Origin of the sequence: Qipengyuania aquimaris (genome assembly GCF_020171965.1) — a bacterium.
Taxonomy (GTDB): domain Bacteria; phylum Pseudomonadota; class Alphaproteobacteria; order Sphingomonadales; family Sphingomonadaceae; genus Qipengyuania; species Qipengyuania aquimaris_A.
This window is the reverse complement of the sequence record NZ_JAIUZK010000001.1, coordinates 437,387-453,287: the sequence shown is the minus strand read 5'-3', so window position 1 is coordinate 453,287 and position 15,901 is coordinate 437,387. Positions and strand designations below refer to the sequence as shown.

Annotated in this window: 15 protein-coding genes; 6 read left to right on the top strand and 9 right to left on the bottom strand. The window is 62.1% G+C overall.

Annotated elements, in window-relative coordinates; translation table 11 throughout:
* Positions 1-16 precede the first annotated feature (16 nt).
* The 3 genes from glmU to LCM24_RS02240 all read left to right on the top strand — a co-directional run bounded on the left by glmU (position 17) and on the right by LCM24_RS02240 (position 2,357).
* Positions 17-1,384 carry a bifunctional UDP-N-acetylglucosamine diphosphorylase/glucosamine-1-phosphate N-acetyltransferase GlmU gene (gene glmU, locus LCM24_RS02250; protein WP_224802569.1) on the top strand — a complete coding sequence of 456 codons (1,368 nt, stop codon included), beginning with the start codon at positions 17-19 and terminating at the stop codon, positions 1,382-1,384.
* The gene (locus LCM24_RS02245; protein WP_224803444.1) at positions 1,381-1,659 is read left to right on the top strand and encodes an HNH endonuclease; all 279 of its coding nucleotides are present in this window, start codon (positions 1,381-1,383) and stop codon (positions 1,657-1,659) included. Before glmU ends, LCM24_RS02245 begins: the two co-directional genes overlap by 4 nt.
* A 65-nt stretch (positions 1,660-1,724) precedes the next feature.
* Complete coding sequence (locus LCM24_RS02240) at positions 1,725-2,357, top strand: SOUL family heme-binding protein (RefSeq protein WP_224802568.1); 633 nt, start codon at positions 1,725-1,727, stop codon at positions 2,355-2,357.
* 73 nt (positions 2,358-2,430) lie between these two features.
* Here LCM24_RS02240 and LCM24_RS02235 read toward each other — a convergent pair whose 3' ends face one another.
* The 7 genes from LCM24_RS02235 to LCM24_RS02205 form a co-directional block, all read right to left on the bottom strand.
* Positions 2,431-4,554, bottom strand: a complete 2,124-nt coding sequence (locus LCM24_RS02235; RefSeq protein ID WP_224802567.1) for a prolyl oligopeptidase family serine peptidase — start codon at positions 4,552-4,554, stop codon at positions 2,431-2,433.
* A gap of 149 nt (positions 4,555-4,703) precedes the next feature.
* Positions 4,704-4,961 (bottom strand): ATP synthase F1 subunit epsilon, encoded by a 258-nt coding sequence (locus tag LCM24_RS02230; RefSeq protein WP_100259344.1) that lies wholly within the window; start codon positions 4,959-4,961, stop codon positions 4,704-4,706.
* A 3-nt stretch (positions 4,962-4,964) separates the two neighbouring features.
* A complete protein-coding gene (atpD, locus tag LCM24_RS02225) occupies positions 4,965-6,422 on the bottom strand; it encodes a F0F1 ATP synthase subunit beta (protein ID WP_224802566.1) in 1,458 nt (485 codons plus the stop codon).
* Positions 6,423-6,441: 19 nt separating this feature from the next.
* Complete coding sequence (locus tag LCM24_RS02220) at positions 6,442-6,804, bottom strand: hypothetical protein (RefSeq protein ID WP_224802565.1); 363 nt, start codon at positions 6,802-6,804, stop codon at positions 6,442-6,444.
* Positions 6,805-6,818: 14 nt separating this feature from the next.
* A complete protein-coding gene (locus LCM24_RS02215; protein WP_224802564.1) occupies positions 6,819-7,691 on the bottom strand; it encodes a F0F1 ATP synthase subunit gamma in 873 nt (290 codons plus the stop codon).
* 33 nt (positions 7,692-7,724) lie between these two features.
* Entirely contained in the window at positions 7,725-9,254 is a 1,530-nt protein-coding gene (atpA, locus tag LCM24_RS02210; RefSeq protein ID WP_224802563.1) for a F0F1 ATP synthase subunit alpha, read from the bottom strand.
* Positions 9,255-9,270: 16 nt separating this feature from the next.
* Positions 9,271-9,825: a F0F1 ATP synthase subunit delta gene (locus tag LCM24_RS02205; RefSeq protein ID WP_224802562.1), complete on the bottom strand. Its 555-nt coding sequence runs from the start codon at positions 9,823-9,825 to the stop codon at positions 9,271-9,273.
* A gap of 206 nt (positions 9,826-10,031) precedes the next feature.
* On the opposite strand from LCM24_RS02205, the gene LCM24_RS02200 reads away from it, so the two are divergent.
* Complete coding sequence (locus LCM24_RS02200; RefSeq protein ID WP_224802561.1) at positions 10,032-10,859, top strand: TauD/TfdA dioxygenase family protein; 828 nt, start codon at positions 10,032-10,034, stop codon at positions 10,857-10,859.
* Between the two features lies 1 nt (position 10,860).
* Here the strand turns inward: LCM24_RS02200 and LCM24_RS02195 are convergent, their stop codons facing one another.
* Complete coding sequence (locus LCM24_RS02195; protein WP_224802560.1) at positions 10,861-12,429, bottom strand: S1 family peptidase; 1,569 nt, start codon at positions 12,427-12,429, stop codon at positions 10,861-10,863.
* A gap of 104 nt (positions 12,430-12,533) precedes the next feature.
* Here LCM24_RS02195 and ada point away from each other — a divergent pair, with 104 nt between their 5' ends.
* Both ada and LCM24_RS02185 read left to right on the top strand, forming a co-directional pair.
* Positions 12,534-13,562, top strand: a complete 1,029-nt coding sequence (ada, locus tag LCM24_RS02190; protein WP_224802559.1) for a bifunctional DNA-binding transcriptional regulator/O6-methylguanine-DNA methyltransferase Ada — start codon at positions 12,534-12,536, stop codon at positions 13,560-13,562.
* Positions 13,563-13,747: 185 nt separating this feature from the next.
* On the top strand, positions 13,748-14,329 hold the full coding sequence (locus tag LCM24_RS02185) for a J domain-containing protein (protein ID WP_224802558.1): 582 nt from the start codon (positions 13,748-13,750) through the stop codon (positions 14,327-14,329).
* On the opposite strand, the gene LCM24_RS02180 is transcribed toward LCM24_RS02185, so the two are convergent.
* Entirely contained in the window at positions 14,326-15,894 is a 1,569-nt protein-coding gene (locus tag LCM24_RS02180; RefSeq protein WP_224802557.1) for a cryptochrome/photolyase family protein, read from the bottom strand. The two genes, LCM24_RS02185 and LCM24_RS02180, sit on opposite strands and share 4 nt — an antisense overlap.
* Between the last annotated feature and the right edge of the window lie 7 nt (positions 15,895-15,901).

Genomic DNA, 15,901 nt, shown 5'->3' with positions numbered 1-15,901 from the left:
GTGGCATGGCCGCGTCATGAGCCAGACCAGACACTTCGCAGCCGTCATCCTTGCAGCAGGCAAGGGCACCCGCATGAAGAGCGAACTTCACAAGGTGCTTCATCCGATTGCCGGGCGTTCGATGATGCACCACCTGATGGCGAGCGTCGACAGCCTGTCGCCCGATCACAAGGTCGTGGTCGTCGGGGCGGGGCGCGAGCAATTGGAACAGGCGCTTGGTGACGATGCGCGCACTTGCCTGCAGGAACCGCAGCTCGGGACCGGCCATGCCGTCCAGCAGGCGCAGGAAGAGCTGAGCGGATATTCGGGCGATGTGTTGATCATGTACGGCGACGTACCCTTCGTGCGCGCAGCCACGATGGGGGCGATGCTCGATCGGCTTAATGCGGACGATGCGCCGGCTGCCGTCGTGCTTGCGTTCGAGCCGGAAGATCCGCTCGCCTACGGCCGTGTCATTACCGATGATGACGGGCGTATTTCGAAGATGGTCGAGTTCAAGGACGCCGACGAGAGCGAGCGCGCTTGCCACTTATGCAATTCGGGCCTGATGGCCGCAAAGGCGGACGACCTGTGGGCGCTGCTCGACAGGGTCGGAAACGACAATGCACAGGGCGAGTACTACCTCCCCGATATCGTCAATATCGCCATCGGTGACGGGCGCGTTTGCGCAGCTGTGACGACTGACGATCCGAACGAAGTCGCCGGTATCAATTCGCGGAGCGAGCTCGCTGCGGCAGAAGCGCAATGGCAGCGTGAACAGCGCGAACACTGGATGGCCGAAGGCGCGACACTGCGCGCGCCGGAAACCGTTTTCTTCAGCTACGACACCGAACTGGCCCCTGACGTGACGATCGAACCCAATGTGGTGTTCGGACCGGGCGTGAAGGTCGCAAGCGGGGCGACCATCCGCGCTTTTAGCCACCTCGAGGGAGCGAGCGTCGGTGAAGGCTGCGAAGTCGGCCCCTACGCGCGCCTGCGTCCTGGCGCGGTAATGGAGCAGGGCAGCAAGGTCGGCAATTTCGTCGAAATGAAAAAGGCCGTGCTTGGCGAAGGTGCCAAGGCCAACCATCTCACCTATCTCGGCGATGCCACTGTCGGCGCGGGCGCGAATATCGGCGCAGGTACGATCACCTGCAATTACGATGGCTATTTCAAGCACCAGACGACGATCGGCGAACGGGCCTTCATCGGCTCGAACAGCGCGCTGATTGCGCCGGTCACCATCGGGGCGGACGCAATCGTCGCTGCCGGTAGCGCAGTCAGCCGCGACGTGGCGCCCGGCGAACTTCGCATGGTCCGCGCAGAGCAGATGGTGAAACCCGGCTGGGCCGATCGTTTTCACGACACGATGAAAAAGAAGAAGGCGGCGTCGAAGAATGACTGAACGCCTTGGATAATCGCTGCTGGCTGTGCGAACGCCCGCTGGGGCGCAAGGTTCAGCAGCATCACACGGTGCCCAAGGCGAAGAAGGGCCGCACGACCGTGGCCGTGCATCCCATCTGTCACCGCGCCATCCACGCCAATTTCACCAACGCGCAGCTTGCGCGGATCGGGGAGGATCGCGCCGCCCTGCTCGAGGATGAGGCGCTGGCGAAGTTCGTTGACTGGGTTTCGGACAAGCCGCCCGACTTCCATGCTCCGACGCGACGACCGAAGTAGGTCGCTTGGCGGAACAGCCTTCCATACCCCGGCGTTGGGAAGGAAACGCAAGGGAGCATGGCTTCATGAAATTCTGGAAATACGCCGCTGCGGGCGCAGCAGTCCTGTCCATCGGTGCGGCGGGTGCTTACGCGCAATATCGCAACTCGGTCGACGAGCCGGACTACTCGCTTGTCTCCGAAGACGGCGATATCCAGCTTCGGGAATATGCGCCCATGATCGTCGCGGAAGTGACGCATACCGGCGATCGCAGGCGCGCGCTCAACGCGGGCTTCCGGCGTCTTGCTGCCTATATTTTCGCGCAGGACCGCCCGGGCAAGGAAATCGCGATGACGAGCCCTGTCATGCAGGACCAGGGCGAGAAGATCGCGATGACATCGCCCGTCATGCAGGATAGCGGCGATACCACCGGAAGCTGGCGTACGCGCTTCGTCATGCCTGCCGAATACACGATGGAAACGCTTCCCACTCCGCCGGAAGATGTCACACTGGTCGAGATGCCTCCGCGCAAGGTTGCTGCGATACGCTTCTCGGGGCGGGGGTCGAGCGATGACCTGGCCGCACGCGAGCAGGAATTGCGCGCGTGGATCGCAGATCGCGACCTAACGATCGCCGGTCCTGCGGAATTCGCCTTCTACGATGCGCCCATGGTCCCGCCGCCGCTGAGGCGCAACGAGGTCATCATTCCCGTCGAATAGGCGCGGAAACGAAAAGGGGCGACCGCGAGGCCGCCCCTTTCTTCTTGGTCTGGACCGGTTGTTATTCGCCGGCTTAGTTGTCGTCCATCAGGCGCTGCATCAAGTAGACCATCTGCAATGCCTGCAGCTTTGCGCGCTGCTCGTTGTCGACGCCGCCCGAGTGGCCGCCGGTCATGTCCTCGTAATACCAGTAATCCTGGCCAAGGCCCTTGAGCTTCGCCGCGCCCTTGCGCGCGTGCGCCGGGTGTGTGCGGTCGTCGGCGGTCGATGCCCAGAGGAACGGGGCGGGGTAGTCTACCCCGTCGACGATCTTCTGGTAGGGCGAATAGCCCTCGATCCACTCGCGTTGCTCGGGAATGCGAGGATCGCCGTATTCGCCGATCCACGAAGCGCCGCGGCCGATCAGGTGATAGCGCAGCATGTCGAACAGCGGGATTGCGACGATCGCAGCATCGAACAGGTCGGGACGCTGCGTGAAGGCGGTGCCGACCAGCAGGCCACCCTGCGACCCGCCCTGGATGCCCAGCTGGCCGGGATTGGTGATGCCGCGCTTCACGGCATCTTCACCCACGGCGATGAAATCGTCCCAGGTGCGCTGCTTGTTCTCGCGGATAGCCATCTGGTGCCATCCGGGTCCGAATTCGCCACCACCGCGCAAGTTGGCGAGGATGAAGGCGCCGCCTTTCTCAAGCCACATCTTGCCCGTGAGCGCCCGGTAGCTTGGCAATTGGGAAATCTGGAAGCCGCCATAGCCATAGAGCAGGGCGGGATTTTTCCCATCCATCTCCATGCCCTTCGGCTTCACGAGGAAGTACGGGACCTTGGCGCCGTCCTTGCTGGTCGCTTCGAACTGCTCGACTTCCATGCCGGTGGCATCGAAATACTCTGGCGAAGTCTTGAGCACCTGCGGATCGCCGCTGCCGTCCGAGTACCAGAGCGTGCTCGGCGACAGGAAGTCGGTCGAGGTGAACATGATTTCGTCGGTTTCGGACGAGGTGGCCTGCACGCCGAGCGTCGCATTGTCGGGCAGGTTGACTTCGGTGGTGACCCATTCGCTATCCTCGAAGTCGATCTTGAGCACCTTGCCCACGACATTGTCGAGGATCGCCATGTAGGCGCTGTTGGCGGTGACACCGCCGCCCTGCTTGGTCTGGCGTTCTGCCGGGGCCCAGACGAGCGTCTTCTTCGCTCCGTTCGGGTCACGCTTGAACTCTTCCAGGTCGACCGCGACGAGTGCATCGGCAGGGAATACCTGTCCCTGCGTTTCCCAGTCGACATCGGTCGAGAAGGTCAGCTGGCCATCGATGATGCCGCCAATGCTGGCTTTCTTTGGCATATCGAGTTCGACCCACTCGCCCTCGTGCCAGATGTAATTGATGCTTTCATGGAAGCTGATCGCACGGAAGGCGGTGCGACCGTGGACCACGCCCTTGTTGTCGCGGATCAGGCCGGCCCCGGCCCAGACGTCGCTTGCCTCGCCGCGGAAAATCTCTTCCGCCTCGCTCAGCGGCGTGCCGCGCTTCCAGAGACGCGTCGTGAAGGGGTATTCGCTTTCGGTGATGGTGCCGCCGCCGAAGTCGCGACCGACAAGCAGCGTGTCCTCGTCGAGCCACTGGACGCCGCCCTGGCTCTTTTCCTCGATGACGAAGCCGCCATCGATGAACTTCTTGGTCGTCATGTCGAATTCGCGCAGGATGGTCGCATCCTCGCCCCCGTCGGACAGGGCAATCATGCACAGGCGCTGGTCGGGCGGCAGGCAGGTGCTGCCCTTGTAGACCCATTCCTTGCCCTCTGCGGCAGCCAGAGCATCGACATCGAGAATGGTCTCCCATTCGGGATCGTCGGTCTTGTAGCTTTCGAGCGTCGTGCGGCGCAGGACACCCTTGGGATTTTCCTTGTCCTGCCAGAAATTATAGAGGCCGTCCTTGCGGATCGAGACGTAAGGAATGCGGTCTTCCGCATCGAGAATGGCCAGTGCTTCGGCTGTCAGTTCGTCGAAGCGCGGATCCTGGGCCATGTGCGCCATGGTGCGGTTGTTTTCCGCGCGCACCCAGTCGAGTGCCTCGTCGCTACGGGCTTCTTCGAGCCATATGTAAGGATCCTCGTCAGGTCCGGGAACGCCGTCTTGGGCTATTGCTTGAGTGTTCATGCCGAATGCCATGGCGGCACCCATGGCGAGTGTCGATACGCGTTTCATGATTGTGCGTCCCTCTATTTCTTCCATGCCAGTGTTGCGGGTAGAATTAAGGCGCGCAATGTCGTTCGCCGGTACGGGGTGACTGTTCGTCGAACGAAAAAGGGCGACCCAGCGGGCCGCCCTTTCCTATCTGCGATTGTCCGAAGGGCTTAACCTTCGACGTGCTCCGCGAGGACCGTCAGACCGTTTTCGCCCACTTCGGCGAAACCGCCGCGGACTTCGATGGTCTCGGGAGCGGCGCCTTCGGTCTTGTAGACCTGGACCGCGCCGTCGCGGATCGTCGACATGAAAGGCGCGTGGCCTTCCAGCACGCCGAATTCGCCTTCCGCGCCGGGGACGACCACCATGTGGACGTCCTCGCTACGGACCAGCTTGGCCGGCGTGACGAGTTCGAAGTGCAAAGCCATGGCTTAGTCTTCTTCCGCCATCTTCTTGGCCTTCTCGACCGCCTGGTCGATGCCGCCAACCATGTAGAAAGCGCTTTCCGGCAGGTGGTCGTATTCGCCGTCGACGACAGCCTTGAACGACTTCACCGTGTCTTCCAGTTGGACGAACACGCCCGGGATGTTGGTGAAGACTTCGGCGACGTGGAACGGCTGCGAGAGGAAGCGCTGGATCTTGCGGGCACGGGCCACGGTCAGCTTATCTTCTTCCGACAGTTCGTCCATGCCGAGAATGGCGATGATGTCCTGCAGGCTCTTGTACTTCTGCAGCGTTTCCTGAACGCGGCGAGCCGTTTCGTAGTGCTCCTGGCCGACAACGCGCGGTTCGAGAACGCGGCTGGTCGAGTCCAGCGGGTCGACGGCCGGGTAGATGCCCAGTTCCGAGATGGCGCGCGACAGGGTGGTCGTTGCGTCCAAGTGGGCGAACGAGGTTGCCGGTGCCGGGTCGGTAAGGTCGTCGGCGGGAACGTAGATGGCCTGGACCGAGGTGATCGAACCCTTGGTGGTCGAGGTAATGCGTTCCTGCAGGTTACCCATGTCGGTGGCGAGCGTCGGCTGGTAGCCCACGGCCGAAGGAATACGACCGAGCAGTGCCGACACTTCCGAACCCGCCTGCGTGAAGCGGAAGATGTTGTCGACGAAGAACAGAACGTCCTGGCCTTCAACGTCGCGGAAGTATTCCGCCATGGTCAGACCTGAGAGAGCGACGCGGGCACGTGCGCCCGGAGGTTCGTTCATCTGGCCGAACACGAGGGCAACCTTCGAGCCTTCCGAAGTGGCTTTGCCGTCTTCGTCCTTGGCGATAACGCCGGCATCGAGGAATTCGTGATAAAGGTCGTTACCTTCGCGGGTACGCTCACCCACACCGGCGAAGACGGACACACCACCGTGGCCCTTCGCGATGTTGTTGATGAGTTCCTGGATCAGAACGGTCTTGCCGACGCCCGCGCCGCCGAACAGGCCGATCTTACCGCCCTTTGCGTAAGGTGCGAGAAGGTCGATGACCTTGATGCCGGTGACGAGGATGGCCGCTTCGGTCGACTGGTCGACGAAGAGCGGGGCTTCCGCGTGGATCGGGCTGCTGCTGTCGGCACCGATCGGGCCGCGTTCGTCGATCGGCGCGCCGACGACGTTCATGATGCGGCCGAGCGTCTTCGGACCGACCGGGACCGAGATCTGTGCGCCGGTGTTCACGACTTCCTGTCCGCGGACGAGGCCGTCGGTGCCGTCCATTGCGATGGTACGCACGGTGTTTTCACCGAGGTGCTGCGCAACTTCGAGAACCAGCGTGTTGTCGCCGTTCTTCGTTTCAAGCGCGGTCAGGATCGGCGGCAGTTCACCTTCGAAGGCAACGTCGACGACAGCGCCGATGACCTGCGAGATAACGCCGTTGGGGCTCTGGTTAAGCTTGGGGGCAGTGGCCATGATAAGGTTTCCTACTGGCTCAGGAGGCTTTGTGGTGGGCGCCGTGTTCGGCACAAAGGGCGTCGGCGTCGCTCAGCATCCAGTCCGAACCGTCTTCGTTCGCAACCAGCGTGGCTTCGTGACGCATGTATTCGTCTTCGCCGAGACCGTATTCGCACAGTGCCTGGTCGGCACCCATTGCGCGGCGGCAAACGGCGTTGTTGACCGGTTCTGCACCTTCGCAGGTTTCTGCGAACTTGGCGCGGAAGTAGTCCTGGTCCGTGGCAGGCAGGCTCGCAACCGGTTCCGGTGCTGCGGTCTCGGTCGGGGTCGGCTCGGGCGCGGGCTCTTCACCGCAAGCGGCGAGGAGTGCGACGGGCAGGATGAGGGCGAGTTTCTTCACGTGTCCGGTCCTTGTCAGAGCGCTTCCGCGCCTGCGATGATTTCGACGAGTTCGGTAGTAATCGCGGCCTGGCGGCTGCGGTTGTACTGGATCGTCAGCTTGTTGATGAGGTCGCCCGCATTGCGCGTCGCGTTATCCATGGCGGTCATCGACGCGCCCTGTTCCGACGCTTCGCGTTCGAGCAGGGCGCCGAACAGCTGCGTCTTCACGTAACGCGGGAGCAGGTCTTCGAGGATTTCCTCTTCGCCCGGCTCGTATTCCACAACTGCATCGCCGCCGGTGCCTTCGCCTTCAGGCGAGGGGACGGGGATCAGCTGGTCGACGGTCGGGTCCTGCGCCAGCGCCGACTGGAAGATCGGGTAGACGAGGTGCGCAACGTCGAATTCACCCTTCTCGAAGCGTTCGAGCAGGTCTTCGGCGATGGCATCGGCCTCCTCGAAACCCGGCTGGCGGACGTCGGAAGTGTCGAAGTGCTTCTCGATCTTGTCGGCATAGTCGCGCTTGATCGGCGCGCGGCCTTTCTTGCCGACGAGATAGAAGGTCACGTCCTTGCCGTCTGCGATCAGTTCGCGCGCCTTGGCCTTGGCGGCCTTGACGATGTTGGCGTTGAGACCACCGCACAGGCCCTTGTCGGTGTTCACGACCACCAGCAGGTGGCGCTTGTCCGATCCGGTGCCGCGAAGCAGCAGGGGCGCGCTGTCGCCGCTTACCTTGCTGGCAAGCGATGCCATGACGCCCGACAGCCGTTCGGCGTAGGGACGTGCGGCTTCAGCAGCGGCCTGCGCACGGCGCAATTTCGCCGCGGCGACCATCTGCTTGGCCTTGGTGATCTTCTGGGTCGACTTGACCGACCCGATCCGATCCTTGAGTTCCTTGAGGCTAGCCATTTCGGCTCCCTATCTCGTGTGCTCTCGGTTGGCTCAGGCGAACTGCTTGGCGAAGGTTTTCAGTGCGTCGACGACCTTGTCCTTGGTGCTGTCCTCGAACTTGCCGGTGGTGCGGATTTCCGCGAGTACATCGGCGTGTTCGGAGCGCATGTAGCTCAGCATCTGGGCTTCGTAATCGGTGACGCGATCGACCGCGACATCGTCGAGGTAGCCGTTGGTGCCGGCGAAGATCGACACGGTCTGCTCTTCGAACGGCATCGGCGAGAACTGCGGCTGCTTGAGCAGCTCGGTCAGGCGCGCACCGCGGTTCAGAAGCTTCTGCGTAGCGGCATCGAGGTCCGAGCCGAACTGCGCGAAGGCAGCCATTTCACGATACTGAGCGAGGTCGAGCTTCATCGAGCCCGAAACCTTCTTCATGGCCTTGGTCTGGGCGGCACCGCCGACGCGGCTGACCGACAGGCCGACGTTAATGGCCGGACGGATGCCCTGGTAGAAGAGGTCGGTTTCGAGGAAGATCTGGCCGTCGGTGATCGAGATCACGTTGGTCGGAATGTAAGCCGAAACGTCGCCGGCCTGCGTTTCGATGATCGGCAGCGCGGTGAGCGAGCCCGAACCGTTTGCAGCGTTCATCTTTGCCGCGCGCTCGAGCAGGCGGCTGTGCAGGTAGAAAACGTCACCCGGGTAAGCTTCGCGACCCGGAGGACGACGCAGCAGGAGCGACATCTGGCGGTATGCGACGGCCTGCTTGGAAAGGTCGTCGTAAACGATGACGGCGTGCATGCCGTTGTCGCGGAAGAATTCGCCCATCGCACAGCCGGTGTAGGGTGCGAGGTACTGCAGCGGAGCGGGCTCCGAAGCGGTGGCGGCGACGACGATCGAATATTCCATCGCGCCGTTTTCTTCGAGTTGCTTGACGATCTGTGCGACGGTCGAGCGCTTCTGGCCGACGGCGACATAGACGCAGTAGAGCTTCTTGCCCTCGTCGTCGCCAGCGTTCAGTTCCTTCTGGTTGATGAAGGTGTCGATCGCGACGGCGGACTTACCGGTCTGACGGTCGCCGATGATCAGTTCGCGCTGGCCACGGCCGACGGGAACGAGGGCGTCGATGGCCTTGAGGCCCGACTGCACGGGTTCCGAAACCGATTCGCGCGGGATGATGCCCGGCGCTTTCACTTCGACGCGCTTGCGTTCGGTCGCTTCGATCGGGCCCTTGCCGTCGATCGGGTTGCCCAGAGCGTCGACCACGCGGCCCAGCAGGCCCTTGCCGACCGGAACGTCCACGATGGTGCCGGTGCGCTTGACGGTGTCGCCTTCGCCGATGTCGGTGTCGGCACCGAAGATAACGGCACCGACATTGTCGGCTTCGAGGTTCAGGGCCATGCCCTGAACGCCGTTGGAGAATTCGATCATCTCGCCGGCCTGGACATTGTCGAGGCCGTGGATGCGGGCGATGCCGTCACCCACCGACAGCACGGAGCCAACTTCGCTGACTTCGGCTTCGGTGCCGAAATTGGCGATCTGGTCCTTGATGACCTTGGAGATTTCTGCGGCGCGGATATCCATGATTATCGTCCTTTGATCAGGCTTTCATCGCCTGGGCGAGGGAATTGAGGCGGGTGCGGATCGAACCGTCAATGCGCTTCGAACCGATGGTAACGACAAGGCCGCCCAGAAGATCGGGATCAACCTTGGAATTAATCTTTACAGTGCGACCTTCGCGCGCGGTCAGCTTCGTCTTGAGCTGGTCGAGCTGCGTGTCGGTCAGCGCGTGGGCGCTGGTGACTTCGGCGGTCACTTCGCCGCGCTGCGCGGCAGCGATGGCGCGGAAAGCGCGAATGATGCCGGGAAGCTGGCTGAGGCGGCGGTTCGCGGCAAGCGTACCGAGGAACTTCTGCGTCAGGTCCGAAAGGCCCATGATGGCGGAAACGCCCCACAGTGCCTTTTCTGCTTCGCCGCGGCTCACGCGCGGGTTGGTGGTCAGCGTCTTGAGCTCTGCCGATTCGGCAAGCCCCGCTTCCAGTTTGTCGAGGTCCGATTCGACCGCAGTCACGGTCCCGGCCTCGCTGGCCAGATCGAAAAGGGCCGAGGCATAACGCCCTGCCAGGCTAGCCTGAATACCGGCGGAAATATCCACGCGTCTCTCGTCCTCTAAGGGTCGGAAAAAAAGTCTGTCGTTCCAAGCCGGGGGTGAGCGAAAATGAGTCGCTCCGGCAAGGTTGGCGCGCGCCTAGCAAAGGGTCCCCGCGAAGGCAACCCGACTCCGCCCGTCAAAGATTCGACTTTTGGACAGGGAGGCGTAAATTCGTCCTCAATCAAAACCGATCGAGCGGGAGAGACGGGATGGAGACAGCAGCATTGTCGCCGCATTGCGGTGTCGAGGTTAAGGGCGTTTCGCTCGCGGAGGCGCAAGGCAAGGCGCTCGATAGCATACGTGACCTTATATATAGGAACGGCGTGGCCGTGTTCCGCGACCAGGAATTCAGTCCCGAGGACCATATCGCCTTTGCGAAGCGCTGGGGCGGGATCGACATCAACAATTATTTTCCGCTGACCGACGAGCATCCCGAGATCGCCGTAGTCCGCAAACGAAAGGACCAGACCACCAATATCGGTGGCGGCTGGCACACCGATCATTCCTACGACCAGATCCCCGCCATGGGATCGATTCTCGTGGCGCGTGAATTGCCGCCTTCTGGTGGCGACACGCTGTGGGCGCACATGGGAGCTGCCTATGACACGCTGCCTGAAGAGACAAAAAAGAAGATCGACGGGCTGAGCGCATTCCATACGGCGGACCATATTTACTCGCCCGAAGGTGCCTATGCGCAGACCGACCAGGGCGCGGACCTACGCGGGCAAGACCTGAAGACAGGTGCAACGCACCCCGTCGTCATCCGCCACCCGCACACCGGGCAGAAGCTCCTTTATGTAAACCCGGGCTTCACGATCAATTTCGTCGGCCAGACCCGCGAGGAGAGCTTACCGCTGCTTAAGGAGCTGTTCGCCCATGCCATGTCGCCCGATCTCCAGTGCCGCGTGCAATGGGAGCCGGGCACGGTGGCGATCTGGGACAATCGCACAACCTGGCATTACGCGATGAACGATTACCAGGGTTACGCGCGCGAGATGCATCGCATCACCTTGTCGGGTGAAGCTCTCGCCGCCTGAGCTAGTCCCGCATCTCGCACTGATAGACGAGCCGCTCGTTCGGCTGCTGGGGTAGCTGGCTCAGCACTTCGCCCTGCAAATCTCCGAGAGACGTGGCCGCCCCGTCCACGCCGCACTTGGGCGCGGTGTATTTCGCCCGCGCGCTGCGCGCCTCGCGCATGGCGCCGCGCTGCAGGAGGTAGCGTTCGGAGCGGAAGATCCGGCGGTCGGGATCGAAACTGTTCACCGATACAGCGTCTTCCTGGTTTGGCACGAATACCCGTGACCAGTTTCCGGACGCATAGCCATATTGCGTGCGTTCGTTGACACAGCCGTCTGCGGTCCATTCAAACTCGATTTCGGGCGCTTCGGACGTGGTGATGCGGCTGCGTTCCGGAACCACGTTGCAGACGAGCGAAAGGTCTCCGCTTTCCTGCCCGGCGAGCGGAGCGCCCTCATCCGGTTCTTCGCCTTCCGCCATCATTGCCGCGACCCGCCGGTCCACTTCGTCGAGGCCGGGGCGCGTGATGAAAGCAATAAAGGCCACCACGACAAGAAAGCCTGCAATCGCGAAGGCGATGTTGGTCTTCTTTATGCGGAGCGCCGCATCCTCGTCATCCGCGCCGATCCTTTCGCGCTGGCTCCATGCCCAAAGTCCGAGTCCGAACGCGACCAGCATGAGAATGAATGCCAGTGCCATGCGGTCTTCGCGATCTTCGGCCACCGACAGCTGCGCGCGAAGCAGGGCGCGTTCGCGCTTGGCGCGGGTTTCTTCTGCGCGCTGGGCAAGGCTTTGCCGTGCTTCGGCCTGTTCGCGTTCGATCCGATCGCGCTCTGCCTCGTCGAGATCGGCGAGGCTGCGGCACGGCTGGTCGGAAAGGCGCGGAGTAATGTCGTTGGCCTTGAGGAAAGGCACCAGCTCGCGATTGGACACGGCAAAGAAGAATTCCGCATCTCCTCCTTCATTGTCCGCACCGAAACTGTTGACCCCTACGACCCGTCCGCACGGATCGAGCAAGGGGCCGCCCGAATTGCCCCGCGCGATCGGTGCTGTGTGCAGGATCGTGTCGAACTGGCGGCTCGGCCGTTCGCCTGAAATGAAGCCGCGGCTCTTGACCGGGGGCTGGCTGCGGAAGAGATCGGTGAGGTCCAGCCCCTGGGCGCGGTCGACATTCATCGGATAGCCGACGCTGGTCACCTCTCCGGCTCCGGAGACCGGCTGGCCCGCAATGGCGAGCGGGGGCAGGCGCAAATTTCCGGTCAGGCGAACAAGCGCCAGGTCGTTGCGCGAACTGGCAGTGACCAGCTGTCCGTAAACTGCCTCGCCGCCGCCATTGGGTACGATCCCGATACGCAAATCCTCGTCACGCATCGCGTCGCGCACGACATGCGCATTGGTAACGATGGCGTTCTGCGTGACGGCGAAACCGGTCCCGTGACTGACGGGATAAAGCTCGTCGCCGTCATTGCCGATGATGACCACGCGTACGACCCCGCGCGACGCCGCGTCGATATCGGCCGGATCGGCATGGACCAGTTGCGGCAGCAAGAGCGCGCACATGGCGGCAAAGATTGCGTGAATGCGTCCCATCGTCCCGCCGCTTGTGCCGCCCAATCGCTTTGACCGCAAGCTGCGGGATGCGTGCTGTGCAAATCATCCGCAAAGAGGGCCGAGATGCGCTATGGAGCAAGACGATGATCGACCAGGGACAGGCATGGCAGGCGGTAAAGCGGCGTGATCGCGCGTTCGACGGGCGCTTTGTCACCGGCGTATTGAGTACCGGCATCTATTGCCGTCCGTCCTGCGCTGCGCGGCACCCCTTGCGCGAAAACGTGCGATTCTTCGTCGACGGGGAGAGTGCACGCGCGGCGGGCCTGCGGCCGTGCAAGCGATGCCTGCCCGATGACGTCGGTCGCGACGAGGCTGCCGTTATGGCGGCAATCGACGAGATCCGCAGGGCCGAGGACGCGCCGACCTTGGCCGTGTTGGCGCAGATAACCGGCTATTCGCCAACGCATTTCCAGAAGGTGTTCAAACGTGCGACCGGTCTGTCTCCTGCAGCCTATGCGCGGGCCTTGCGTGAAGAGCGCGCCCGTGAAGCCCTCAGCGCTGGCGACAGCGTCACCGGCGCGATTTATGAGGCCGGATATTCCTCTCCCTCGCGATTCTACGACGATACGAAAGGCAAGCTCGGCATGACGGCAAGCGACTGGAAGGATGGCGGCAAGGGGCGCTCGGTTCACTGGAGCGTGATCGATACCTCGCTTGGCGCAATGCTGGTCGCGGCGACGGAGCAGGGCGTGTGCTGCCTGTCGTTCAACGAAGACGAGAGCGATCTCGCACGCCGTTTCCCCAAAGCCGAGTTGGTCGAAGCGGGTGAGGAATTTCGCGACCTGTTCCGGCAGGTGACCGCTGCAGTCGAGAACCCGGGGCAGGCGACGCTCGCTTCCATTCCGCTCGACGTGAAGGGCACGGCTTTCCAGCAACGGGTCTGGCAGGCCTTGCGCGAAATCCCGGCGGGCGAGACGCGCAGCTATGGCGAGCTTGCTGCCGCACTGGGCAATCCAAAGGCGTCGCGCGCGGTGGGCGGGGCCAACGGCGCGAACAACATCGCCGTGCTGATCCCGTGCCACAGAGTCATCGCTGCGGATGGTTCGCTCGGCGGATATGCTTACGGAACGCAAATCAAGGCGGAGCTGCTCGAGCGGGAAAAATCCCGATAAACTGCTGCGAACGCGAAATAAGTCGTGACCGCGGCAAGTTTCCTTTGACAATGAAGCCTGTAGTAGGAAGACTATACACCAACGTCGCAACCCGCCGAAGCAATCGCGTGGGCCAATAATAACCGGCTTCTGGTTCAACCCCGTGCGTTCGTGTCGATCGTGCAGAGTATTAGCAGGTTCAGGCGATGGATAGCGGTCAGGAATTCGTCGATTTCTACGCCCTGTTGCAAGTCAGTCCGGCTTGCGACCGCAAGATGCTGGAAAAAGCGTACCGGCACGCGGCGCAGATGTATCATCCCGATCACACCGATACCGCCGATATCGACAAGTTCCAGGAAGTCACCGCCGCATACCAGCTGCTGCGCGATCCGGAAAAGCGCGCCAAGTACGATCAGCGCTACAAGGAACTGAAGAAGGATAACCTGTACCAGTTTCCCGGCGGCGAAGACCTACAGATTGACGAGAAGTCCGCGCTGGACGATGCCGAGGCGCATGAAAAGGTGCTCTATCACCTTTACAAACGCCGCCGCGAGCATGCGAAAGACCCGGGCATCATGGGGTATTACATCCAGAAAACCCTAGATTGCTCCGACGAGAATTTCGAGTTCCACACCTGGTATCTGAAGTCCAAGGGCTTCATCGAGATCACCCAGGAAGGGAAGCTGGCGATCACCATCGAAGGCGTCGACCATGTAATCTCGATGAGCCGCAAAGCCGAGGAAACCAAGCTGATCGCCCAGATGGACGACCAGGCACGCGAAGCCTAATTGCGCACCCACGCATTGTCGGCAGGCGTCAGGCTGTCGAGAAACGCCTCTGCGCTGTCGAGATAATCCTGTCTCTTCGCCTCATCCATGCGGTCCCAGGTCGAATAGATGCGCCCGATGCGGGCGTTCTTTTCCAGCCTGTCGCGATGGCGATTCATGAAATGCCAGTAGAGCGGATTGAACGGACACGCGCCTTCTCCGGTCTTCTTGCTCACCGAATAGCGGCACTCACCGCAGTAATCGCTCATCTTGTTGATGTAGTTTCCGCTCGCAGCATAAGGCTTGCTGGCCAGCTTTCCGCCGTCGGCATAGAGAATCATCGCCGCCACATTGGGTAGTTCCACCCACTCATAGGCGTCGGCGTAGACCACGAGGTACCAGTCCTGCACCTCGCGGGGGTTTATCCCTGCAAGCAGGGCGAAATTGCCGAGCACCATCAGCCGCTGGATGTGGTGGGCATGGGCGTTGTCGCGGGTGGAGCGGATGCAGTCGGCAAGGCACCGCATGTCGGTTTCGCCGGTCCAGTAGAATTCGGGCAGCCCGCGCTGCGCATTCAGGGCATTCGCTTTTTGCAGGTGCGGCATCTGGTGCCAGTAGAACCGCCGCACATATTCGCGCCAACCGATGATCTGGCGGATGAACCCTTCGACCGAGTTTATCGGTGCGCGGCCGTCCTTGTAGGCCTTCTCCGCCCGCTGGCAGAGCTCCAGCGGGTCGAGCAGGCCGAGATTGATGCTGGTCGACAGCATCGAATGAAACAGGTCGTCCTGTCCGTGAACCATCGCGTCCTGATAGGGGCCGAAGCATTCGATGCGCTCGGCGAAGAAGGCATCCGCCGCCTCTTCCGCTTCCTCACGGGTCACCGGCCAACCGAAGTTCTCCAGCGACCCGAAGTGATCGCCGAAGCGATCTTCGACCAGTTCGATCACCTCGCATGTGATCGCATCGGGTTCGAACAGGGGGCGCTCGGGCGCGTCGAGCCCTTCCTTGGGCGGTTTGCGGTTTTCGCTATCGTAATTCCACTCCCCGCCTTCCGGCTTTTCGCCATCCATCAGCAGGCCAGTCTTGCGGCGCATCTCGCGGTAGAAATACTCCATCCGCATTTCCTTCCGGTCTTCCGCCCACTCGTCGAATTCGGCCTGGGTCGAGATGAAGCGGTCGTCCGCAAGAATCTCGACCTTGCAGGGAAACTTGTCGGCCCACTGGTCGAAATCCTGCCTGAGGCGCCATTCGCCAGGCTCCACGACATGGATAGCGCGCGGAGAGTGCTCTTCGACGGCGCGGGCCACCTCGCCGGTGAAGCTCCTGGCATTGTCCTTCGCATCCAGCCTTACGTAGTCGACCGTCCAGCCCGCATCGCGCAACTCCTCGGCGAAGTGACGCATGGCGGAGAAGATCAGGACGATCTTCTGTTTGTGATGCTTGACGTATGTCGCCTCGTCCCAGACTTCCATCATCAGGATGACGGTGTCGTCCTTGGTCCGCCCGCGAAGGCTGGCGAGGTCACGGGTCAGCTGGTCGCCAAGGATCGGGACGAGGATCGGGCCGTCGCTAGTATCTGCCATGCGCTCT